18 protein-coding genes and 1 pseudogene are annotated in these 20,629 nt (G+C 63.8%); 9 read left to right on the forward strand and 10 right to left on the reverse strand.

Going from position 1 to position 20,629, the window contains the following annotated elements; translation table 11 throughout:
* The first annotated feature begins 14 nt into the window (after positions 1–14).
* Genes CQY20_RS10090 through CQY20_RS10100 form a run of 3 tightly spaced genes read left to right on the forward strand, consistent with a single transcriptional unit; the run spans position 15 to position 3,031 of the window.
* A complete protein-coding gene (locus tag CQY20_RS10090) occupies positions 15–341 on the forward strand; it encodes a DUF1330 domain-containing protein (protein WP_097939994.1) in 327 nt (108 codons plus the stop codon).
* Between the two features lie 25 nt (positions 342–366).
* Positions 367–1,965 (forward strand): threonine/serine exporter family protein, encoded by a 1,599-nt coding sequence (locus CQY20_RS10095; RefSeq protein WP_097939937.1) that lies wholly within the window; start codon positions 367–369, stop codon positions 1,963–1,965.
* Positions 1,955–3,031 (forward strand): permease, encoded by a 1,077-nt coding sequence (locus CQY20_RS10100; RefSeq protein ID WP_097939938.1) that lies wholly within the window; start codon positions 1,955–1,957, stop codon positions 3,029–3,031. The genes CQY20_RS10095 and CQY20_RS10100 overlap by 11 nt, the downstream gene beginning before the upstream one ends.
* A gap of 3 nt (positions 3,032–3,034) precedes the next feature.
* On the opposite strand, the gene CQY20_RS10105 is transcribed toward CQY20_RS10100, so the two are convergent.
* The 3 genes from CQY20_RS10105 to CQY20_RS10115 all read right to left on the reverse strand — a co-directional run bounded on the left by CQY20_RS10105 (position 3,035) and on the right by CQY20_RS10115 (position 5,781).
* Entirely contained in the window at positions 3,035–3,388 is a 354-nt protein-coding gene (locus CQY20_RS10105) for a VOC family protein (protein ID WP_097939939.1), read from the reverse strand.
* 84 nt (positions 3,389–3,472) lie between these two features.
* Complete coding sequence (locus tag CQY20_RS10110) at positions 3,473–4,099, reverse strand: TMEM175 family protein (RefSeq protein WP_097939995.1); 627 nt, start codon at positions 4,097–4,099, stop codon at positions 3,473–3,475.
* Positions 4,099–5,781 (reverse strand): MOSC and FAD-binding oxidoreductase domain-containing protein, encoded by a 1,683-nt coding sequence (locus CQY20_RS10115; protein WP_097939940.1) that lies wholly within the window; start codon positions 5,779–5,781, stop codon positions 4,099–4,101. Before CQY20_RS10115 ends, CQY20_RS10110 begins: the two co-directional genes overlap by 1 nt.
* Positions 5,782–6,110: 329 nt before the next feature.
* Between CQY20_RS10115 and CQY20_RS10120 the strand changes: the two genes are divergently transcribed.
* The 4 genes and pseudogenes from CQY20_RS10120 to CQY20_RS10135 form a co-directional block, all read left to right on the forward strand.
* Positions 6,111–7,457 carry a TetR/AcrR family transcriptional regulator gene (locus CQY20_RS10120; RefSeq protein ID WP_097939941.1) on the forward strand — a complete coding sequence of 449 codons (1,347 nt, stop codon included), beginning with the start codon at positions 6,111–6,113 and terminating at the stop codon, positions 7,455–7,457.
* 211 nt (positions 7,458–7,668) lie between these two features.
* Positions 7,669–8,502, forward strand: a complete 834-nt coding sequence (locus CQY20_RS10125; RefSeq protein WP_234816180.1) for a DUF427 domain-containing protein — start codon at positions 7,669–7,671, stop codon at positions 8,500–8,502.
* 3 nt (positions 8,503–8,505) lie between these two features.
* Positions 8,506–8,931 (forward strand): VOC family protein, encoded by a 426-nt coding sequence (locus CQY20_RS10130; protein WP_097939943.1) that lies wholly within the window; start codon positions 8,506–8,508, stop codon positions 8,929–8,931.
* 72 nt (positions 8,932–9,003) lie between these two features.
* A pseudogene (locus tag CQY20_RS10135) lies at positions 9,004–10,470 on the forward strand (dihydrolipoyl dehydrogenase family protein); the annotation flags it as partial.
* A 68-nt stretch (positions 10,471–10,538) separates the two neighbouring features.
* Here the strand turns inward: CQY20_RS10135 and CQY20_RS10140 are convergent.
* A complete protein-coding gene (locus CQY20_RS10140; RefSeq protein WP_097939945.1) occupies positions 10,539–11,375 on the reverse strand; it encodes a class I SAM-dependent methyltransferase in 837 nt (278 codons plus the stop codon).
* A gap of 105 nt (positions 11,376–11,480) precedes the next feature.
* Here CQY20_RS10140 and CQY20_RS10145 point away from each other — a divergent pair, with 105 nt between their 5' ends.
* Entirely contained in the window at positions 11,481–12,845 is a 1,365-nt protein-coding gene (locus CQY20_RS10145; RefSeq protein WP_097939946.1) for a WS/DGAT/MGAT family O-acyltransferase, read from the forward strand.
* 36 nt (positions 12,846–12,881) lie between these two features.
* A complete protein-coding gene (locus tag CQY20_RS10150) occupies positions 12,882–13,400 on the forward strand; it encodes an Lrp/AsnC family transcriptional regulator (RefSeq protein WP_097939947.1) in 519 nt (172 codons plus the stop codon).
* Between the two features lie 4 nt (positions 13,401–13,404).
* Here the strand turns inward: CQY20_RS10150 and CQY20_RS10155 are convergent, their stop codons facing one another.
* From CQY20_RS10155 to CQY20_RS10180, 6 genes are all read right to left on the reverse strand, one after another.
* A complete protein-coding gene (locus CQY20_RS10155) occupies positions 13,405–14,898 on the reverse strand; it encodes an APC family permease (protein WP_097939948.1) in 1,494 nt (497 codons plus the stop codon).
* Positions 14,895–16,241 (reverse strand): YlbE family protein, encoded by a 1,347-nt coding sequence (locus CQY20_RS10160; protein ID WP_097939949.1) that lies wholly within the window; start codon positions 16,239–16,241, stop codon positions 14,895–14,897. The genes CQY20_RS10155 and CQY20_RS10160 overlap by 4 nt, the downstream gene beginning before the upstream one ends.
* Positions 16,242–16,243: 2 nt before the next feature.
* Positions 16,244–17,578 (reverse strand): hypothetical protein, encoded by a 1,335-nt coding sequence (locus CQY20_RS10165; RefSeq protein WP_097939950.1) that lies wholly within the window; start codon positions 17,576–17,578, stop codon positions 16,244–16,246.
* A gap of 224 nt (positions 17,579–17,802) precedes the next feature.
* Positions 17,803–18,900 carry a Gfo/Idh/MocA family protein gene (locus CQY20_RS10170; RefSeq protein WP_097939951.1) on the reverse strand — a complete coding sequence of 366 codons (1,098 nt, stop codon included), beginning with the start codon at positions 18,898–18,900 and terminating at the stop codon, positions 17,803–17,805.
* The gene (locus CQY20_RS10175) at positions 18,897–19,685 is read right to left on the reverse strand and encodes an ABC transporter permease (protein ID WP_097939952.1); all 789 of its coding nucleotides are present in this window, start codon (positions 19,683–19,685) and stop codon (positions 18,897–18,899) included. The genes CQY20_RS10170 and CQY20_RS10175 overlap by 4 nt, the downstream gene beginning before the upstream one ends.
* On the reverse strand, positions 19,682–20,629 hold the full coding sequence (locus CQY20_RS10180) for an ABC transporter permease (protein WP_097939953.1): 948 nt from the start codon (positions 20,627–20,629) through the stop codon (positions 19,682–19,684). The genes CQY20_RS10175 and CQY20_RS10180 overlap by 4 nt, the downstream gene beginning before the upstream one ends.

The raw sequence follows: 20,629 nt of genomic DNA on the forward strand, positions 1-20,629 counted from the left end.
GTAGGGTCACGTCAGTGACGGTGTATGCGCTGAACCTCTTCGATGTCGCCGACCGCGACGAATACCTGGCCTACTCCAGACGCTCGCCGCAGGAGGTCGCCAAGCACGGCGGTCGCGTCGTCGCTCTCGGCCGGTTTCGGGAATCGATCACGGGGGACATCGCCCCTCGGACGGTGTTGATCCTCGTCGAATGGGACTCTCGCGAAGCCTTCCAGAGTTATTGCGACGACCCCGAATTGGCAGACCTGCACCCGCACCGGGACAACGGCGCGTCGTCGTATATTTGGCACTTGTTCGACCGTCTGGACGATCTGCGTCCCCTGCTCAAGACGGTGACGTAACCGAGCCTGCGTATCCTGCACCTCGATGGCCCTGGAACGAACGCCTGGCACCAACCGCGTCCGCCGTGGACTGCGGCTGGCGCTGCGCGGTAGCCGCGATCCGGCGCCGGTCGCCGGTCAGCGCAGGCGCACCTCGGCGGAGTTGGGTGATCTGCACACCCGCAAGGTTCTCGACCTGACCATCCGCCTCGCCGAGGTGATGCTGTCGTCGGGGTCCGGCACGGCAGACGTCATCGCGACGGCCAGGGACGTGGCCCAGGCGTACCGGCTCACCGACTGCGTCGTCGACGTCATCGCCACCACCGTCATCGTGTCGGCGGTACCCACCGTTGACAGCGCGCCGGTGACGATCGTGCGGTCCGTGCACAACCGGTCCACCGACTACACCCGACTGGGTCACCTCGACCGGCTGATCCAGCGAATCACCACCGGCGGTGTGAGCGTCGACGAAGCCCACGACGCCATGGACGAGTTGACGCAGCGACCCCACCCGTATCCGCGGTGGCTGGCGACGGTGGGCTGGGCGGGCTTCGCGTTGGGCATCGCCATGCTGCTCGGCGGCACCTGGGTGACGTGCGTGCTGGCCGCCGTCACGTCGGCGCTCATCGACCGGGTCGGCCGGCTGCTGAACAAGATCAATACGCCGTTCTTCTTCCAGCACGTCACGGGTGCGGCGATCGCAACCCTGGTCGCCGTCGGCGCCTACCTCTACTCCGGGCTCAACCCGACCGCGCTGGTGGCTACCGGCATCGTGATGCTGCTGTCCGGGCTGACACTCGTCGGCGCGATGCAGGACGCGGTGACGGGGCATCTGCTCACGTCGATCGCGCGGCTCGGCGAAGCCGTGCTGCTGACCTCGGGCATCGTCGTCGGCATCCTCGCCGGTCTGCAGGTCGCCGCGCTCAACGGGATCTCGATCTCGCTGCACGTCGACGCAACCGAATCGTTCATCGCGCCCCGCGGACTGCTGCACATCTCGATCGCGGTGTTCGGCGCGGCGTTGGCCGGCGCGTGTCTGACCGTCGCCAGCTATGCGCCGCTGCGCGCGGTCGCCACGGCCGGGCTCGTCGCCGGGATCGCGGAGCTGGTGTTGATCGGCCTGGGAAATGCCGGGTTCGGCCAGATCTTCGCCAGCGGTATCGCGGCGGTGGGCGTGGGTCTCATCGCGCCGTTGATCTCTATCCGGCGGCAAGCGCCCGCCCTGGTGACGGCGACGGCAGGCATCATGCCGATGCTGCCGGGTCTCGCCGTCTTCCGCGCGGTGTTCTCGTTCGCCGTCGACGGGAACATCGACAACGGCCTGCGCCAGATGATGACGGCGATCGCCATCGCGCTCGCCCTCGGCAGCGGAGTGGTGCTCGGCGAGTTCATCGGCTCCCCGCTGCGCTATCGGGCGGGACGGCTCGGCGACTTCGTGCGCAAGGAAGGACCGCCAGGGGTGCGCCGCGCCGTCGGCCGCGTCGCACGGCTACGCCCAGCCGAGGACCTGCCCGCGGGCGCGGTCGCCGGCCCGCGGGTGCGAAGTGTCGCGCTCGAGCCCGCACCGGACGAAGACCCGCGCGACGCCGAGGACGACGCAGAGGACACAGAACACACGGAGGGCCAGGACGGCGATGAGCGATAGCCCGCAGGCGCTCGCGGCCGATTCGCGGCGCGCGCTGATCGCGGGGACTCTGCTCACCGTCGCTGTCTTTGTGGTGGGGCTGACGTGGGCGAAGTGGCTGCCCTATACGCACAAGGCCCTCGCGGCCGCGCAAAACCACCACTGGTCAGGCTCGGACATTATGGGCGTCGGGGGCGTGCACGCGGGCGATGCCCCGAGTTGGCACGCCGCCACGACGTTCTTCCACGCCTACACGGCGTCGATATGGCCCGCGCTGGTGGTGGCGCTGCTGCTCAGCGCGTGTGTGCAGGCGTTCGTGCCGCGCGACTGGCTGCCTCTAGTGCTGAATCGGCGACGCCTGCTCCCCAGCGCGGTGGCGGGCGGACTGGCCAGCATGCCGTCGATGATGTGCACCTGCTGTTCGGCTCCCGTCGCGGCCACGCTGCGGCGAGCCGGCGTCAATAATGCTGCGGCGGTGGCGTATTGGCTGGGCAACCCGTTGCTCAATCCGGCGGTGCTGGTCTTTCTGTGCCTCGTTGCGCCGTGGCAGTGGACGTTGACCAGGCTGTCGGTCGGCGTAGCGGCGGTGGTGTCGGGGTCGGCACTGGTTGCGGTGATCACGCGGCGCCGCGGGGAGGCCTCCGCACGGGACGACGACGACGTCGTCGCGATTGGCGGCACAGACGATCGCGGGCCCGCAGCGAAATTCACCGCGGCGCTGCTGCGGATGGGCCTGATCCTGCTGCCCGAGTACGCGGTGTTGGTGCTGCTCATCGGCGCGGGCCGAGGTTGGCTGCTGACGCTGCTCGAGCCCTCGCGCCTTGGCCTGCTGCTCGTGGTGATCGCCGCGGTGGTGGGCACGTTGATGGTCATTCCGACCGCGGGGGAGATCCCGATCCTGCAGGCGTTAGCGCTCCTGGGCGCCTCATCGGGTGTCGTTGGCGCGCTGCTGATCACCCTTCCCGCGGTCAGCCTGCCGGGGGCAGCGATGGTGGCCCGTAGTTTCGGGTGGAGAGCCACCGCGGCCACCGCCGTCGTGGTGATGGCCGCGGGACTGCTCGGCGGGGCGGTGCTGACGCTCCTCTGACGGTCAGCGGTTCAGCGGCTTGTAGAAGACCACCCCGTTGCCCTTGTTGTCGTAGACCACAGCGCGGCGTTCATGGGCGTCGTCGTAGGGACCCTTGACGATTCCCCCGCCGCTGACCTCGACGGCTTTGGCGGCGCCGTCGACGTCGTCGGTCTTGATGCCGACCACGACCTGCCCGGGGATCGGATGGTCGACGCTGGTGGCCAGCGCGAGCGTGATCGGTCCGCCGTCGAGGGCCGCGAAGTGCGTGCCGTCGCGGAACTTCAACGGCATACCCAGGGTTTCGCTATAGAAGCGGATCGACTCGTCCAGGTCGTCGGTGGACAACACAATCATCCGAACTTCATGACTACTCACTGGTGCCTCCTGTGCTGACTATGGCTGCACGCCTTCCGGATTCGTCGAAATTCTATCGAGGCGGATCACTGCAGCGGTTCGAGTTCAGCCGTCCTCACGGGCCGGGACAGGCTGACGGTCGGCTTGATCGGCCCCGGGGATATCCGGGCGCAGGTAAAGCATCAGGCACACGATGATCAGCCCCATGGCCACGGCAGGCCATCTAAGCGCGATGAGCGCCGCAGCGCTGAACGCGACGACCGTCACGAAGGACCGCATCTGGAGCATTCGCCGCAACCGATGCGAGGTGCTCTCCCGCGACTGCTGATCCACCGCTTCCCAGCACAAGGCCAAGTAGGTGCAATTGACCAGCACGAACACCGCGGCGTAGAGCACCACAGGAGCCGATGACGTCAGTCGTGTTTCCGCATTCCACTCGGTGGTGAAGGGAATCAGTGACACCGCGAACAAGTGCAGGAAATTTGACCACACCAACTTTGGTGTCGCCGCACCCGCGTAGCTGAACAGATGGTGATGGTTGATCCAAACGATCGCGATGAAGAAGAAACTTACCGCGTAGCTTAACCCGGTGGGCCACAACGGGATAAGGGCAGCGAAGGTGTCACCCTCCGGCGGCGTCAACTCGAGCACCAGGATCGTTATCAGCACGGCGAACACCCCGTCGGAGAACAGGCTCACTCGCTCCAGGCGTGGTCGTCGGTTAGTCGACATCACAAGTCCAGAACCAGATCCGTGCTGGGAATGCTGCAGCAGACAAGGGCAGAGCCTTGTTCGGGTGGTTCCAACGGCGCTGCCACGTAGTCGACTTCACCGTCGACGATCGCTGTTATGCAGACGTGGCAGACCCCGCTGCGGCACGAGAAGCGCGTCGGTACGTCGCATGCTTCGCTGAGTTCGAGCAGACTGCGGTACTCCGACGACCACGGGACCGTCAGCGCTGATCTGGCGAAGGTGACAGCGGGACCGCTGCCGGTGATCGCCGGTTGGTGCGGTCGAATCACGGTGCGCGGGTGTTGCACACCGGGGTTGATCGGCGGTCGAGCGCCGAATTGTTCGGTGTGGATGTGGTCCTCGGCGACGCCGAGGTCGACCAGGGCGGTGTGGACGGCGTCCATGAATGCCGTTGGTCCACAGACATACACATGAGCATTGACCGGAATGTCGATCGACGCCAGGCGTGCGCGGTCGAGGCGTCCTTCTCGTGCGCTGTAGACCGTGTACTGCTCGGCATGGGGGAGCGCTTGGATAAGGGCGTCGGTCTCTTCGGCGAAGACGTGCGAGTCACGGTCGTGGGTGGCGTGGATCCATATGATGCGACGGTCGCTGACGTTGCCGGAAAGCCAATGCAGCATCGCCAACACCGGTGTCGCGCCGATGCCGGCCGAAAGCAACACGACGGGGCTGGAAGCCTCAGCGTCCAAGGTGAATTCTCCGCGCGGGGCGGCGGCCTCCAGAGTTCCTGCAGTTTCTGCGTTGTCATGAAGCCACTGGCTCACTCGGCCGCCAGATTCGCGCTTGACGCTGATGCGGTAAATGCCATCGGCGGGATCACCAGACAGTGAATAGCTGCGCAACGCGGCTGGACTCCCGGCGGCGTTCACACGCAGGGTCAGGTACTGGCCGGGCAGAGGTATTGGCAGCGGCTCATCGGCACCGAGTTGGATGGAGACCACATCGGAGGATTCGCGGTGGACGGAGATGATTCGCAGGCAACGAAACCCCCGCCAAGCCGGTTCAAGCGCAGCATCGGATGGCTTGCTCAGCATCTCTTTGAACGATTGAACCCAGCCCGGGCTGAGCGCCGGGACATCAACCGCTTGACGAAGCCGGGCTGGATCGGGGTCGGGCAGATAGAGAAGCGCATCGACCGCAGCAACGGTCAACTGATGACGGCCGCGGCCCGTTTGGACGATGGGGTCGCCTGCGCAGACGTGTCCTTCGGTGATGACGCGGAGATAGAAGCCCGAGCGGTGGTGAGCGACAAGAAGCCGCGGCATATCCGGTATCCCCAGGCGCATGCCGACCCGAAAACAGGTGACACGTGGCTGCGTCACCTCGAACTCGGCGCCTCCGATACGAAAGCGGTCCCCGATACACACGGAGTCATCCGGCAGGCCGGAGACGGTGAAGTTCTCGCCGAACGCGCCGGGCTCGAGGTCACTGCGCCCGAGAAACGAGCGCCAGTAGTCATAGGACTCGGTTTGGTAGACCAGCACCGCACGGTTTTCACCACCGTGGCCGTTGAGGTCACCCTGCCCATCGCCATCGATGTTGAGGTGGCGAACCATGACGGGGCCGCCGACGGGCGATTTGTAGACGCCGGTGAAGACGCTTTGATCCCGCCAGGCAACCGCTTTCGGCATTCCCACGTTGACCGATATCAAGGTTGCCACTCCGGCTCCTTCCGGCGGCCCGGCTGCATCGACGACTCGTCGACGGTGACCCGCATCGTTATCGACGGCCGCATGCCGTGAAGTTTTCCGGCCATTCAGCTCCGGCGACGTCCGCCGGTTGAAGAGCACCTAAAATGGGTGATGCGACCCAATATTGCACTCAAACCAGGTGCGGTCAATAGGTTCGCCCCAACCCGACGAACTCACGACGAACTCACCTGTCCTCGCCCGTGGCGATCCTCCCGCAGGAGTGCTCCGTGGACACAACGGCCAGAGAATTGGGTCTGTTCACCCAATTCAGCGGGCGTACGGGCTATCCTTTGTAGCAAATGGCCACCGAAGAGGGGCGGACGTTCACCCCGAAAGGACGCGCGACCCGCGAGCGGATACTGCAGGCGGCCGCAAGCATTGTCCTCGACGAGGGACTCTCGGACCTGAGTCTGGACAAGGTACGTCAACGCGCATCGGTGAGCGGGTCTCAGCTAAGCCACTATTATTCCGACAAGCAAGCGTTGCTGAGGGCTGTGCTCGAACGCCAGATAGAAGTGGTTCTGGAGTTCCACCGTCAACCACAACTGCGCGGCCTCAACACATTTGACGACTTCGAACGCTGGTTGGTGTTGAACCTGCGTTACCTGCGCAAAATCGGTTACAGGGGTACACCCACATACCATGCCCTGGCGGGACGACTGATCAAAAGCGACGACGCGACGCGCCAGACGTTGGAAGCGGGCTACGCGCGGTGGGTCGAACTGCTGGAAGAGTCGTTCGGTCGCATGAAGGACCGGGGGGTGCTGGTGACGGCCGCGCAGCCTCGCGAATTGGCCTATGTCGTCGTCGGCGGTCACCAAGCGGCAGGCACACTGACCTACGCCTACCGGGAAGAGTGGCCACTGGCCGAGACGCTTAGGTTCGTCGTCAACTATCTGCGGCTCTTTGCCGCCGATCCCACTGAACGGATGGCGCGGCGCACCCGACGCCCGCGCGGCCGTCGCGTGCGTGCTGCTGTCGACGGTGAGACCACGCCGACATTCACACGCAAAGGCCTCGCCACCAGGGCGCGCATTGTCAACGGTGCTGCGCATCTGATGTTCGAGCGGGGCGTGCACGCGACCAGCCTTGATGATGTCCGCCGAGTGGCCGGTGTCAGCGGTTCACAGCTCACCCACTACTTCGGAGATAAGCGCGATCTCATTCGCCAAGTCATTGCCGCGCGCGCGAAAGACGTTGTCGACTTGCACGCTCAGCCGGTGATGGGGCAGTTCGACAGCTACCAAGCCCTGCGGTCGTGGGCCGATGCATGTATTGCTGACATTGATTCTGTCTATCTGCACGGCGGGTGCATTTACGGGTCCTTGACCGCTGAGTTGCTCGAAGCAGACAGTGCCGTATTGGATGATCTCGCTGAAGGTTACGACCGATGGCTCGAACTCTTCCAAAACGGGCTGAAGCAAATGCGTCGGCGAGGAGAACTCACCGATGGCGCGGATCCTCGTCATCTCGCCGTCGCGCTGGTCGCCGCGCATCAAGGCGGAACAATGCTGACATTCATATCAGGAACCGCAGAGCCGTTTTTGATCATGATGGAAGCAGCACTCCGATATGTGAACTCCTTCCGGATGGCACCGACAACGCGTGCGACTCGGGTTCGTTCGCGATCGAAGAACCGGACCTGACCTCGCCGAATCACGGGTCTGCCAATCCGTCTGCATCGATCGCTGGACTTTTTGGGTTATATGGCCCAGTATTGTGGGTGATGTAACCCAGGCCGCTGTGCATGTCTGAACATTCGCCACTCTCTCAGCCGGGTTACCGCGCCACTGCGCCAGAAAGCGAGATGTGACAATGGGTTTGGCTTGGCAACAGGGTCCACTCGCGGCCGGCACCGTGGGTGAGTTCCTTACCCCACAACCGCTGCCCACGAAACTGATGTTCGCCGAGCCTTTGCGGCGACGAATGCGGGTGAAACTCGGTGACACGTGGATCGCCGACAGCGAGGATGTTGTGCTGCTACACGAGCCCGGCCGTTATCCGGTTGCATACTTTCCGCAGAACCAGATTGCGCCTGGCTTCCTCGTGGCCGAGAATCGGGTCACCCAGCATTCGGAGCTCGGCGCCGTCACGTGGTTCGGCGTCGAAACACCCCAACGCGAAGTCAAGCATGCGGCGTGGCAGTACACGGAACCGCCGGGCTATGCGAGCGTGCTTGAGCACCGAGTGGCCTTCGCTTGGCGGGCGATGGATGCCTTCTATGAAGAGGATGAACGCATACTCGGACATGCCGCGGATGCCTATCACCGCATCGACATCCGCTCTACGTCAAGGCATTTGATGGTCTGCGACGGCGACGTGCTGATCGCAGAGAGTCGCTGCCCGCTGGTGTTGTTCGAGTCGGGTTTCGCACCGCGCTGGTATGTGCCACGCGACGACATCACTTCCGGTGCGTTGACGGAGGCCGACGGCCAGACCTTCTGCCCCTACAAAGGATTGGCGAGCTATTACGACGTTGGCACGCACCGGCGCGCTGCCTGGTCGTACACCAACGCTTGGACCGAAGTTGACCGTGTTCGCAACCTGGTCTCATTCGAACCGGACAAGATCGACGTGTACCTGGATGGTCAACAACTGCGCCTGGAACCGGGACAGTCAGTGATGCCGCACGGCGTCGATCGAGGGTTGGACGCCGACGAGATTCTCGGCCGCCCTGCCGGATCGAAGTAATCGATGGATACGCTGCTCGAGGTCGTCACCCTTCCGGTATCCGATCCCGACCGATCACTGCGGTTTTACCGCGACCAGATGGGATTCGTGCTCGACGTGGATTACGAACCCGCTCCGGACTTTCGGGTGGTGCAGTTGACGCCGCCGGGGTCTTGCACCTCGATTCAATTCGGCAGCGGATTGACCGACGCGCAGGCCGGCAGTGCGTCGGGCCTGTACTTGGTTACAACGGATCTCAACCGCTTTCGCGATGAACTGCTGAGTCGCGGGGTTGCGGTGAGCGACATTCGGCACAAGGCCACCGAGGGCGGTTGGCGCGGGCGGTTTCACGTCGGGATCGATCCAGCACGCAGCGATTACGCGAGCTTTGCGGATGTCATTGATCCGGATGGGAATTCGTGGATTCTCCAAGAACGTGGATACCGATAAGTCCCCGGATGAACACCGCAGCCATCCGATGCTGGCCATACAAGACCGGTCAGAACCGCAGGAGAGGAAACGATGAACGCACTCACCGCCACCCAGGTCGCCGACCCGCAGAACGGAGCCTACGATGTGGTCGTCCTCGGTGCCGGGCCGGTGGGACAGACCGTCACCGCTCGTATCCAATCGGCGGGGTTGACAGTCGCGATTGTTGAGCGTGAGCTCGTCGGCGGCGAGTGTTCCTACTGGGGATGCATTCCAAGCAAGGCGCTGCTGAGACCGGTGCTGGCTATCGGCGACGCTCGCCGCGTTGACGGAGCTCGCGACGCTGTAACAGGTCCGATCGCGACGGCAGGCGTGTTCGGTCGTCGCGACCGTTACGTGACTCATTGGGATGACGCTGGCCAGATCGGCAAGGTCGCCGCCACGGGCGCACATGTGATCCGCGGCCACGGCCGTCTGCAAGGGCAACGACGAGTCACCGTCACAACCACCGACGGCAAAGAGCGGGTGCTCACCGCACGCCACGCGGTCGCTATCTGTACTGGGAGCACCGCCGCAGTACCCGCCATCCCCGGCGTAGCCGAGGCGCGGCCGTGGACGAACCGTCGGGCCACCGACAGCAGCGAAGTCCCGGCTCGGCTCGCGGTCGTCGGCGCCGGGGGCGTCGGTGTCGAGATGGCGACCCTCTGGCGCGGCTTGGGATCGGAGGTGACGCTTCTCGCACGTGGCCCGGGTTTGTTGCCGCGCATGGAGCCGTTCATCGGCCAGTATGTCGCTCGGGGATTATCAGATGCCGGCGTCGACGTGCGCACCCGGGCTCATGTGGTCGAACTGCGCCGTCGCACATCCACGGACCCGGTCACGGTGGTCTTAGAAGACGGTGAAGAGCTCGTGGTGGACGAGGTCCTCTTCGCGACCGGCAGAACGCCGAACACAGCCGATGTCGGGCTGGAAACCGTCGGTTTGACGCCCGAGAGCTGGCTAGACGTCGATGACACCTGCCTTGTTGATGGCGCGGACGGTGGTTGGCTGTATGCGCTCGGTGACGCCAACCATCGAGCCTTGCTCACCCACCAAGGCAAATATCAGGCCCGTATCGCAGGAAACGCCATCACCGCGCGAGCCGAGGGGAGGCCGCTCGATACCGACCCGTGGGGCACCGACGTCGCCACAGCGGATTCCGCGGCGGTCCCGCAAGCGTTTTTCACGGACCCCGAAGCGGGCTCTGTGGGCCTCACCGCCCTCGACGCAACCCAACGTGGCCACCGGATACAAACGATCGACGTCAACATCGGCGAAACTGTTCCTGGAGCAAACTTTTTCGCCGACGGCTACGCCGGCCAGGCCAGAATGGTCGTTGACGTTGACCACGGCTATCTGCTCGGCGTCAGCTTCGTTGGGCCAGGGGTGGCCGAGCTTCTGCACTCGGCGACCATCGCGGTCGCGGCGCAGGTGCCTATCGAAAGACTGTGGCATGCAGTGCCATGCTTCCCGACCATCAGCGAGGTGTGGCTACGGCTGCTGGAAGCCCATCGCGAGACGGTGGGCGCACACAGCGAACCAACCTCAGCTCGGGAGCCGGGAAATGGTCGTGTCAGGACAACTCCGGTTCAGCCGAATTCGAGCAGGGTGTAGGCACCGCGGAAGTTCCTGGTCAACTTGAGTTGCCAGAATGCGGGGAACACCTTCTCGAAGAAGAAGCCGCGGCCCTTGGGCATCGGCAGGTCGTGCACGGCGCGGATGCCGGGCACAGTGTGGGCGAGGTCGGCCAATTGGTCTGCCGACAGGCTGAATGGCATCGGCGGAACGCGGTATCGGCGCGAGGACCGCAGCCCCTTGGGCGCCAAATTCTTCACCAGCACCGGGGGCAGGTCGAAAATCATCTGGCCGCCTGCAAACCGGTTGGCGCACGCGGTGATCAGGCCCATCGCCTCGTGGGATTGCAGATACATCAGCAGGCCTTCGGCGGTGATGAAGACCCCGTTGCTGGTGTCCACCGCGTCCATCCAGCTGTAGTCGAGCGCCGACTGCGCGAGGGATTTGATGCGTGGGGACGAGGGCAGGAGCCGACGGCGCAGCTCGATGACGGGCTCGAAATCGACGGTGAGCCAACGGAATGTCGCGTCCGGGAGGGCCGCGTTGAGGCGCCAGAACGTGGTCTGTAGGCCTTCGGCCAGTGCGACGACGGTGGCCGACGGGTGCTCGGTCAGGTATCGAATTGCCGCGCGGTCGAACGCCAGCGAACGCAGGGCCATCTCCTGGCCCTTGCGGCCGAACTTGTCGAAGTCGAAGTCGATCGACTCAACCAGGCGGATCGCCATCGGGTCGTCGATGATCGCCTTGGGGTGGCGGGCTTGATGCGCGCGTCCGTTCAGCGTCAGCAACGCGGTCTCGGAAACTCCCTCGAGAGCGCTGGCGTCGATTTTCTCGCCGTCTGCGTGCGTCACAGACCAAAGCTACCTGTGGCCGAAAGGGTGCGACCTAGGGACGTTTGTCCCTTGGCACCGTGGGGGAATAGAGAGAAGCTAGTACGCACCGACGCGGGGAGCCTCATGCAGCCGATATCACCGACCGATTCGATCTTTCTGCTCGGCGAATCCCGGGAGCACCCAATGCATGTCGGTGGCCTGCAACTGTTCGAGCCGCCCGAGGGCAGCGGACCGGAGTTCCTGCGCGAGTTGGCCGACGCCCTGCTGGCCCAGACCGACGTACAGCCCCTCTTCCGCAGGCATCCGGCGTTCTTCGGCGGGGTCACCAACGTGGTGTGGTCGTCCGACAAGGAGGTCGAACTCGACTATCACCTGCGGCGCTCGGCGCTGCCGGCGCCCGGCCGGGTCCGTGAGCTGCTGGAGCTGGTGTCGCGGCTGCACGGCACCCTGCTCGACCGGCACCGTCCGCTGTGGGAGGCCCACCTGATCGAGGGCCTGACCGACGGCCGCTTCGCCGTGTACACGAAGTTTCACCACTCGCTGATCGACGGGGTTTCGGCGATGAAGCTGATGCAGCGGGTGCTGTCGACCGATCCGGCGGATACGCAGGTGCGGGCGCCGTGGAGTCTGCCGCCGCGGCGTCGTGACGGGACAGAGTCGACGCCCGCGTCGCTGCTGCAGACGTTGGGGCAGGTCGCGGGTTCGGTGGCCGGTGTCGCGCCCAGCACGCTGACGCTGGCCCGGTCGGCGCTGCTGGAACAACAGCTCACGCTGCCGTTCCGCGCACCGAAGACGATGTTGAACGTGCGCATCGGCGGCGCACGGCGGGTCGCGGCGCAGTCGTGGGCGCTCGAGCGGATCAAACGCGTCAAGGCCGCGGCGGGGGTGACGGTCAACGACGTGGTGCTGGCGATGTGTGCGGGCGCGCTGCGCGCGTATCTGGCTGACCAGGATGCGCTTCCCCGTACGCCGCTGGTCGCGATGGTTCCGGTGAACCTGCGCACCGAGAAGGACGCCGACGGGGGCGGCGGCAATCTGGTCGGTGCGATCTTGTGCAATCTCGCCACCGACATCGATGATCCGGCCCGCCGCCTGGAAACCATCGCCGCGTCGATGCGCGACAACAAAAAGGTGTATTCCGAACTGCCGCGGCTGCAACAGCTTGCGTTGTCGGCGGTGCTGGTGGGTGGGGTGGCGTTGAGCTTGGTGCCCGGGTTCGTCAGGACCGCGCCGCCGCCGTTCAACATCGTGATCTCCAATGTGCCGGGCGCTCGGGGGCCGCTGTACTGGCGGGGCGCCCGCCTCGACGGCAACTATCCGCTGTCAATTCCGCTCGACGGTCTGGCGCTGAACATCACCCTGACCAACAACGCCGACAACCTCGACTTCGGTTTGGTGGGCAGCCGTAGCGACGTCCCGCATTTGCAACGGCTGCTGGGGGACCTCGAGACGGCGTTGAAGGACCTGGAGCGCGCGGTCGGCAGCTAGCGAGTTAAGCAAACAGCTTCAACCTATGATGAAACTATGACTGCTAGTGAAAAGCCGTCGGCTCGCCGCCGGACGTCGCCATTAGATCCCGCAGTCTCCGAAGCGAATGAGGTTTCGGCCGTTGACGAAACCGACCGCCAGATCATCCGGCTGCTGTGCGCCAACGGACGCGCTCGGAATGTCGACATTGCCAAGACAATTGGCGTTACCGAGACGACGGTGCGCAAGCGTATCGCGCGGCTGCTGTCCACCGGTGCGATCGAGGTCGTCGCAATCCCGAGTCCGAGCCTGGCCGGGTTGAATCTGTCGGCCATCATTGGCATAAAAACCGAATTACACACTCTGCGTGCGGTTTGCCGAAGCCTAGCAGCCCTCCCTGAGGTCCGTTACTGCGGTTACTCGACGGGACGTTTCGACCTCATCATCGAGGCGTTCTTTGCCGACCAGGCACACGTACTGAGTTTCACGACGGACGTACTCGGCGCAATGGAAGGAATCACGGCGGTCGAGACGTCGCTGATTTTGGAGATCGAGAAGTTCTCGTTCGACTGGTAGACGGTTATTCGGGTACGCCGTCATCAACCTTGTAGACATTGGTTCGTGTCAGATGTTCGTACAACGCGGGGGCGCGGGTTCGCAACCAATTGGTGCGCAACACCCCGATCAGAAGCAGAACGGGAAGGCTGAGCAGCAGCACGGTATTGATCCACCCGGTTTGGCCCGATAGAAGCGCGAAGTTTTCAACGACGAGATACGACGCGACCAGCAGCCCGACAAAGCTCAGCAATGGCGCCACGAGAGTGCTCCATCGCGACAACCCATGGTCGGTCTGGCGGATGTTGAAAAACACCAAGATCGAAGCTGAGCACAGCGCTTGCAGGACGATCACCGCAAGCACACCGCCGGAGACGATCGGCAGGAACACGCCGAGATAGGCGTCCTTGGTACCGGCAAGGATGAAGGCACCAATGACCACCAGGGCGAAAACGCTCTGCACGATGTTCGCCCGGTATGGCGAGCGATGCGTCGGGTGCACTCGCGCGGTGAACGACGGCAACAAGCGCTCTCGCCCCAGCGTGTGCAGGTACCGGATAGCTGTGTTGTGGAAAGCGAGGGCCGATGCGAACGCGCTTGTGACCAAAAGGATCTCGGTCACTACCACAGCGGGGTGGCCGACGTAGCTTTCCAGCGCGGTGAAAACCAGACCAACCGGATCATCGGTCGCTGCACCGACGATCTGTGACTTGCCGTACGCGGTGAAGATGATCCAGGCCATCAATGTGTAGAAGAAGCCGAGGAACCCAACAGCGAGGTAAATGGCGCGGGGAACGGTTTTTTCGGGTTGGCGGGACTCCTCGGCGTAGATGGCCGTGGATTCGAACCCGATGAATGCGCCGAACACGATTGCGAACATGGCGCCCGTTCCGCCTCCGGCGAAGATCGATGAGGGCGTGAAGGAACTGAAGTTGAATCCCTCGGGACCTCCGGTGATCAGTACGCACATCGCGAGGACCAACAGAACGCCGGCCTCCGTCATCAGGGCGACGCCCAAGACCTTCGCGCTGACCGATATTTGGCGATGCCCGAGGACGGCAACGATTGCTAGCGCGATCAACGCCCATACCCACCAGGGGATCTCGACGCCGGTGACGCGATCCAGGGGTGTCGCCGCGAACGCGCCCACGACGGCAATCTCGCCGATCGCGATCGTCGAATACGCCATGAACGCGAGGATTGCCGCGCCTCCGCCCGCCATTTTTCCGAACGCCTGACCGATGTATGCGTAGAAAGCTCCGGCATTCGGAATGCGGAGGGCCATCCTGGTCAGTCCCACTGCGAAGAACAGCAACACCAGGCTGGCGACGAGTTGTGCACCCGGCGCACCGATGCCTCCGATGCTGAACGCCAATGGCGTGTAGCCGGCGACGACCAGCAGTGGGCCCGCCGCCGCGACGACGAAGAACGCCAACTCGAGAGGCCCCATACCCCTGGTACGGGCGGTCCTCCGGTTCTCGGGCACGACGACGATCGGCTCTGACGGAATTCCAGTCATCGGGCGCTCTCCTGAGGGGTGCGATCAGTCGAATCCATCCGTGTAGCCGGGACGGCACCTGGATCATATTGGTGGCAGTACGCCTGGTAGGCGGACTCGAAGCTGTCGAGCTCGGGGACCAGCAGTCCCGCGCCGATCTGCCCGCCCGACCGCCCCGCCAGACCGCCATCGATCATCGGCGTGCGATGGCGACGAAGCACCTCGATCAGATCGATGCCGGCCGGCGTTCCGCGGAAACCTAAGGCGGGGATGGTGAAATGGGGATGCTCAGCAAGGGTGATGTCGTAGAGCGACAGGTTGTTGTCGATCATCGTAGTGAAGTCGCCGCCTTGATAGGCCTGCAACGCGGGTGCGGCGCCCTGCGCGAATGCCCCCAGGCCCGTCACTTCGGTGAAGCAACTTTCGCCGCCGATCCATTCGACGTCGCGCGGGCCGAAGCCGTCGAAGAATTTGCCGTTGAGCCGAGGATGGGCTCCGGTGAACCATTGGTTGCCCAGCCCGCTGATGCGAATAGCGAACGATTGGCAGTTGATCGCCATCCCGGTCAGCAGGGTGCTCGCTTCGACGCCGTGTGCCGCGTCGGCGGTCGCCTTTGCCGCCGCCATTCCGATCCTCAGGAACATGTAGTCGTTGTCGCGGAAGAACCCCAGCACGTCGGAGACCGCCGCGGCGCTTCGCGTGCTGCCCAGCTTGATGAACGCGGAGGTGAGTTCACGCTCGAAAAGCATGCTGGCTGCGGTGTTTCGGCTGTGCAGTTCATCTCCGAGACGCAGCGCGCGTGCCATGAGCGGCTTCAGGGGGATGGGGCCCCGGAGTTGCAGCGCGGCGGACAGCACGGGGGCCATGGTGTTCTCCAACCAACGCAACCCGTCGCGCACCTCGTCGTTATAGGACCCGTAGTTGAGCCGGTGCCGACTTTTGCCTTCGTAAAGGTTGCAATAGGCCGTCCCGCCGTGGGTGTCATCGCGCACTACCAGAACGGGCATCGACGCGGTATAGATCCCTGCGACTGACCCGATGCACTGATGCTCCTGGGTGCTGTGGACAACGATCCGACCCTCGTCGAGGGCCTTCTCTGCCTCCTCGACCGATTCGGCGAGGCCCTCATAGAGCGCAGCGTAGAGAATCGACCGACGCTGGCCGCCGCTGTATTGAGGCCATGCGAGCGGCGCGCCTGAAGTCAGAATGGTGTTGTCGGTCAAGCCGGGGACCACATCGCGAGCGGCGGCGACATCGACAAGAACGGGTTCGGCATTCAGGAGTCGTTCCAACGCAACGGCATTAGCCTGTTGCCGGGCGGCTTCGACATTGTCAGACAACGCAACCGGATGAATTGTGGTCATGGTCAGATCCGCTGCAGATAGGTACGCGTCTCCCAGTCAGTGACCACTGACTGGTACTGGTGACATTCGCGACTCATATAGTCCACGTAGGTCCTGTGGAAGTCCTTGCCGAACGTGCGTTGGGCCAATTCGTCGGATTCGAAGGCGGCAAGGGCACGCTCGAACGTGGCCGGCAGCGCGATATCACGCAACTCGGCGGAGTCGAGCTTGTAGGTGTCTACGTTCAGGGGCTCGCCTGGGTCGAGCTTCTTCTCAATTCCGTCTAGACCGGCCGCAAGGACCATGGCGATACCGAGGTAGTAGTTCACTGCGGCGTCGGCGGTGCGCACCTCCAAGCAGTGCCGATTGACCGGCAATCGGCACATCAGGGTTCGGTTGTTGTTGCCCCATGCGCGATATATTGGCGCCCAGGAGATTTCGTCCATGAAGCCCTTGCTTGTGAAGCGCTTGTAAGAGTTGACCGTCGGGCAGGTCACCGCCGTGATCGCGTCGCCGTGAGCTAGGACACCGGCGGTGAAGTGCCTGGACAAGTCGCTGTAACCGGACCGGTTAGGATCGGCGAAGACATTGCGCCCGGAATTGACATCGGCAAGGCTGATGTTGATGTGCGCAGCCGAGCCGAAATCGTCTTGGAAGGGCTTCGGCATGAATGTCGCGATGCACCCGAGTTTGCGCGCGCAATGCTTGGCCATCAGCCGAAAAATCACCATTCGGTCTGCCATCGTCAGTGCGTCTGCGTAATTGAAGTTGAACTCGTACTGGCCGTCACCGCCTTCGTGATCGAACGAATACAGCCCCCAGTCGAGCTCCGCCATGTACTGAGCCATCGGGTCGAGGAAGTCCCGCGCGAGGATCGTGGCCTCCAGGTCGTAACCTCGGGTCGGTTCATTGAGTTGGTCGCTGGGAACCAGCGGCTCCCAGCCCTTTTCGGTTTGCCGGATCACGTAGAACTCCGGTTCGATACCGACGTTGGCGGTATATCCCATGTCTGCCGCCCGCTCCACCTGCTGGAGCAGCACATTGCGCGAGTCTTGGCGGTAGAGTTCGTGGTCCAACTTCAGCGTTGACGGTGCGAGCGCGATCTGCTTGTCCCATGGCAGCACGACCAGGCGGTCAAGGTCGGGGAAGCCCTGACACTCGTCTTCGTGCGGGCCCAACTCACCCATACCCTCCAGCGCACCCACCGTGTACAGCTCGGATCCGTTCGCCATCGATTCGAGTGAGTCCACCGGAACGCACTTGCTTTTGGGTACGCCGTGGATGTCGACATAGAAGCCGAAGACGTAGCGCACTCCTTGGTCGGCAAGCGTCTTGCTCAGTTCGGCGGCAGATGGCACAAGCGGTCTCCTTCGTATCGATTTAGAGCATCAAAGCACCACCGATAACCGATTTCAAGCATCAATTAGCCGCCTATGGTCCGAAAATCGAACCCACGGGAAACCGACGCGTCGTAGTAGCAACGTTTCGCCCGTGGTCGGCAAGGCGTGGAGCGCCGAATGAATTGCAACGCGAATGTTTCGCGCCCACCCGAACTTGAGACATGAAGCGCTGCAGTTCGAGGTCAGCGAGACACGGTTACCCACTGACCGCGGCGGGCGCTGTCCGCGATCGCTTCGCCGATGAGGACCTGTTCCAGACCGTCGACGAACGTCGGAAAACCGGGCGCCTCAGGGGATTTGCCGCTGTCGATGGCCGCATAGACGGTCCGGAACAGCGCCTTGAAGGTGTCGGGGTAGCCCTGCGCGTGGCCGATGGGGTAGTCGCCGGTGTCACGCAGCTGGATCTCGTTAGGCCCGTCGCGGTGACCGATCCACAGCCGCTCGGGGTTTTCCGCGCCCCAGCTGAGGGAGGCCTCCGAACCGTTCACCTCAAAGCTCAGGTGATTCTTGCGACCTGGCGAGATCTGCGACAAAGCCAGCACGCCGCGCGCGCCGCCGTCGAACCGGAGCAGCATGCCTGCCACGTCCTCGGTGGTGACCGCGGTCGGCTCGCGCGCAGAGGTGGTCTGCGCGAAGGTGCCGACCGATTCGCGGGGACGCAACCGGTGGGGGATCAATGTCGTGAGGTCGGCCATCACTGCCTCGACGCGTTGGCCGCTGATGAAACTCACCAAATCCAGCCAGTGCGAACCGATGTCGCCGACCACGCGAAGAGAGCCGCCGAGTTCCGGGTCCAGCCGCCAATTCCAGTCGGTGTCTTTGGCCAACCAGTCCTGCAGGTAATTGCCGGTGATCAGACGCACCGCGCCGACGCTCCCGGCACGCACCCGCGACGCCGCCTCCTGGCACAGCGGATAGTACCGCTGGATGAAACAGACCGCGTTGACAAGGCCGAGTTCTGTTGCCACGTCGCAGAGTTCGCGGGCCTGGGATGGTGTCATCGCCAATGGCTTCTCGCAGATCACATGCTTGCCGGCGCGCAGCGCGGCCAGCGATTGCTCGTGATGCAGATGATTGGGTGAGCAGATGTGCACGGCGTCGACGCGGTCGTCGGCGAGCATCTCGGCCAGGTCGTTGTAGGGACGTGCGATGTCTGCGGCCGCGGCGCGCTCCGGCGATGAGCCGACCATACCGGTCACCGAAACGCCGATGCGCGCCAACGCTTCCGCGTGTACCCATGCCATGAATCCGGTGCCGACGATGGCTGCGTTAACGCTCATGCGCGGAACAGGAACCTTTCCACCTTGCCGAGACGCAAGACTACCGCGAACGCCAGTGCGACGACGGCGATGAAGAACGCCGACACCGCGCCCAGGGCGGGAGAGATGGCACCACGCAGACCCGAGTACACGAACACGGGCAGCGTTTGGTTGTCGATCGTGGTGAGCACCTGGCTGACCACGAAGTCGGTAATGCTGAGCACGAATACCACAAGGGCACCCGTGACGATACCCGGCGCCAACAGTGGCAACCGCACGAACAGGAACTGTTCGACGGGATCGGCGCCCAAGGTGGCTGCGGCGGGCACGACGTTGGAGTCGGTGTCCTCGATCGCCGCCAGCACAGTCCACAGCATGAAAGGAAAGCAGGTGATCGCCACGGCGACAGCGACGGCGGTGAGGTTGCCCCGCACTCCGATACGGTTGTAGAGGTCGAAGTATGCGAACGCGGTGACGATGGTCGGAGAGCTAATTCCGAGGGACAGCAGCACAGTGAAAAGCGTCCTGCTGTAACGGCTCACGTGAGGTAGTGCGAGTGCGGCAGGAACACCGCAGGCTACGTTGATGCCAACGCTCAGCGCGGCGACGTAGAGGCTGTTGCCGAGCGCCGTCCACACCGCTGGGGTGCTGAACATCTCCGCGTACCAGTTGGTCGTGAATCCCTGTGGAGGGAAGGTCAGCACCTGTCCTTTGGACAGCGACGCCGACACCACCAGCGCCGTCGGCGCCAGAAGCGGGACGAGCGCGCACACGGTAACGACGACGGCGAGCCGAACACGCTTCATCGCGACCTCCGCCCTCGCGCCCTGCCCGCCACCAGAATCGCTGCCGTTCCGAGGCTGACGATCAACAGAAGCATGATGCCGATTGCGGCGCCCTGGGGTGGGTTACCAAGTCCGAGGTAGCGGTCCTGCAGAAAGTTCGAGACGAAGTTCCTCAAGCCGCGACCGAGGATGGCGGGGTCGGCGAAAGCTGCCATCGTCAGCGCAAAGCATGCCGCGTATGCGGCCACGATCCCGACACGCAGCTGGGGAACTGTGATACGCAGGAACACCGTCGACGGCTTAGCCCCGAGAGTGGCTGCAGCAGCGGCTAGTTCGGGATCGATACGCAACACTGCGGGCAGCAGGACGATTACAGCCGCCGGCAACAGGATCTGCACGATTCCGAGCCCGACCCCCAACGAGCTGCCGGCCAGATCGAGCCGCCCCGCGGTCAGCCACTCCAACGGACCGCCGGGCCCAATCATCACGAGCATTCCGAATGTGCGGGTGATGTCGCCGGTCAACAACGGGACGAATACGCCGATGAGCAGGGCCAGACGCAGCCACCGCCGACGAATGCGGACCAGGGTAATGACGTAAGGGATCGCGATGACGATCGCTACCATCGGCGCGATCACCGCCATGATCACTGACCTGGCCAGCACGGTGTGGAACTGGGGGTCGGACACCAATCCGCTGTATTGCGTCAGCGAGAACCCTCCTTGCACAGCGAGGAAGCTGTCATAGGAATGCACACTGCGCCACAACAATGCGGCCAGACCAGTCATCAGCGATGCCGCCAAGAGCAGGCCAGGTAGCAGCGCCAGCATCTGCCGCAGGGCGCGCGGTACCGCCCTGGAGAACCCCAGCCGGATCGTGATGAGCGCATCCACGAGCCGCCAGGTGGGCGAGGACGCACGAGTCTCCAGATCCCGCCACTGTTCGGAGACCAAGCCTGAATGCAT

It is taken from the genome of Mycolicibacterium agri (assembly GCF_002553505.1).
Taxonomy (GTDB): Bacteria; Actinomycetota; Actinomycetes; order Mycobacteriales; family Mycobacteriaceae; genus Mycobacterium; species Mycobacterium agri.

Bases quoted from the DNA above. Each gene is read 5' to 3' on its own strand.
- CQY20_RS10130 (WP_097939943.1), top strand. From the start codon at position 8,506: ATGGATACGCTGCTCGAGGTCGTCACCCTTCCGGTATCCGATCCCGAC.
- CQY20_RS10145 (WP_097939946.1), top strand. From the start codon at position 11,481: ATGCAGCCGATATCACCGACCGATTCGATCTTTCTGCTCGGCGAATCC.
- CQY20_RS10095 (WP_097939937.1), top strand. From the start codon at position 367: ATGGCCCTGGAACGAACGCCTGGCACCAACCGCGTCCGCCGTGGACTG.
- CQY20_RS10175 (WP_097939952.1), bottom strand. From the start codon at position 19,685: ATGAAGCGTGTTCGGCTCGCCGTCGTCGTTACCGTGTGCGCGCTCGTC.
- CQY20_RS10120 (WP_097939941.1), top strand. From the start codon at position 6,111: ATGGCCACCGAAGAGGGGCGGACGTTCACCCCGAAAGGACGCGCGACC.
- CQY20_RS10180 (WP_097939953.1), bottom strand. From the start codon at position 20,629: ATGCATTCAGGCTTGGTCTCCGAACAGTGGCGGGATCTGGAGACTCGT.
- CQY20_RS10150 (WP_097939947.1), top strand. From the start codon at position 12,882: ATGACTGCTAGTGAAAAGCCGTCGGCTCGCCGCCGGACGTCGCCATTA.
- CQY20_RS10110 (WP_097939995.1), bottom strand. From the start codon at position 4,099: ATGTCGACTAACCGACGACCACGCCTGGAGCGAGTGAGCCTGTTCTCC.
- CQY20_RS10170 (WP_097939951.1), bottom strand. From the start codon at position 18,900: ATGAGCGTTAACGCAGCCATCGTCGGCACCGGATTCATGGCATGGGTA.
- CQY20_RS10160 (WP_097939949.1), bottom strand. From the start codon at position 16,241: ATGACCACAATTCATCCGGTTGCGTTGTCTGACAATGTCGAAGCCGCC.
- CQY20_RS10100 (WP_097939938.1), top strand. From the start codon at position 1,955: ATGAGCGATAGCCCGCAGGCGCTCGCGGCCGATTCGCGGCGCGCGCTG.
- CQY20_RS10155 (WP_097939948.1), bottom strand. From the start codon at position 14,898: ATGACTGGAATTCCGTCAGAGCCGATCGTCGTCGTGCCCGAGAACCGG.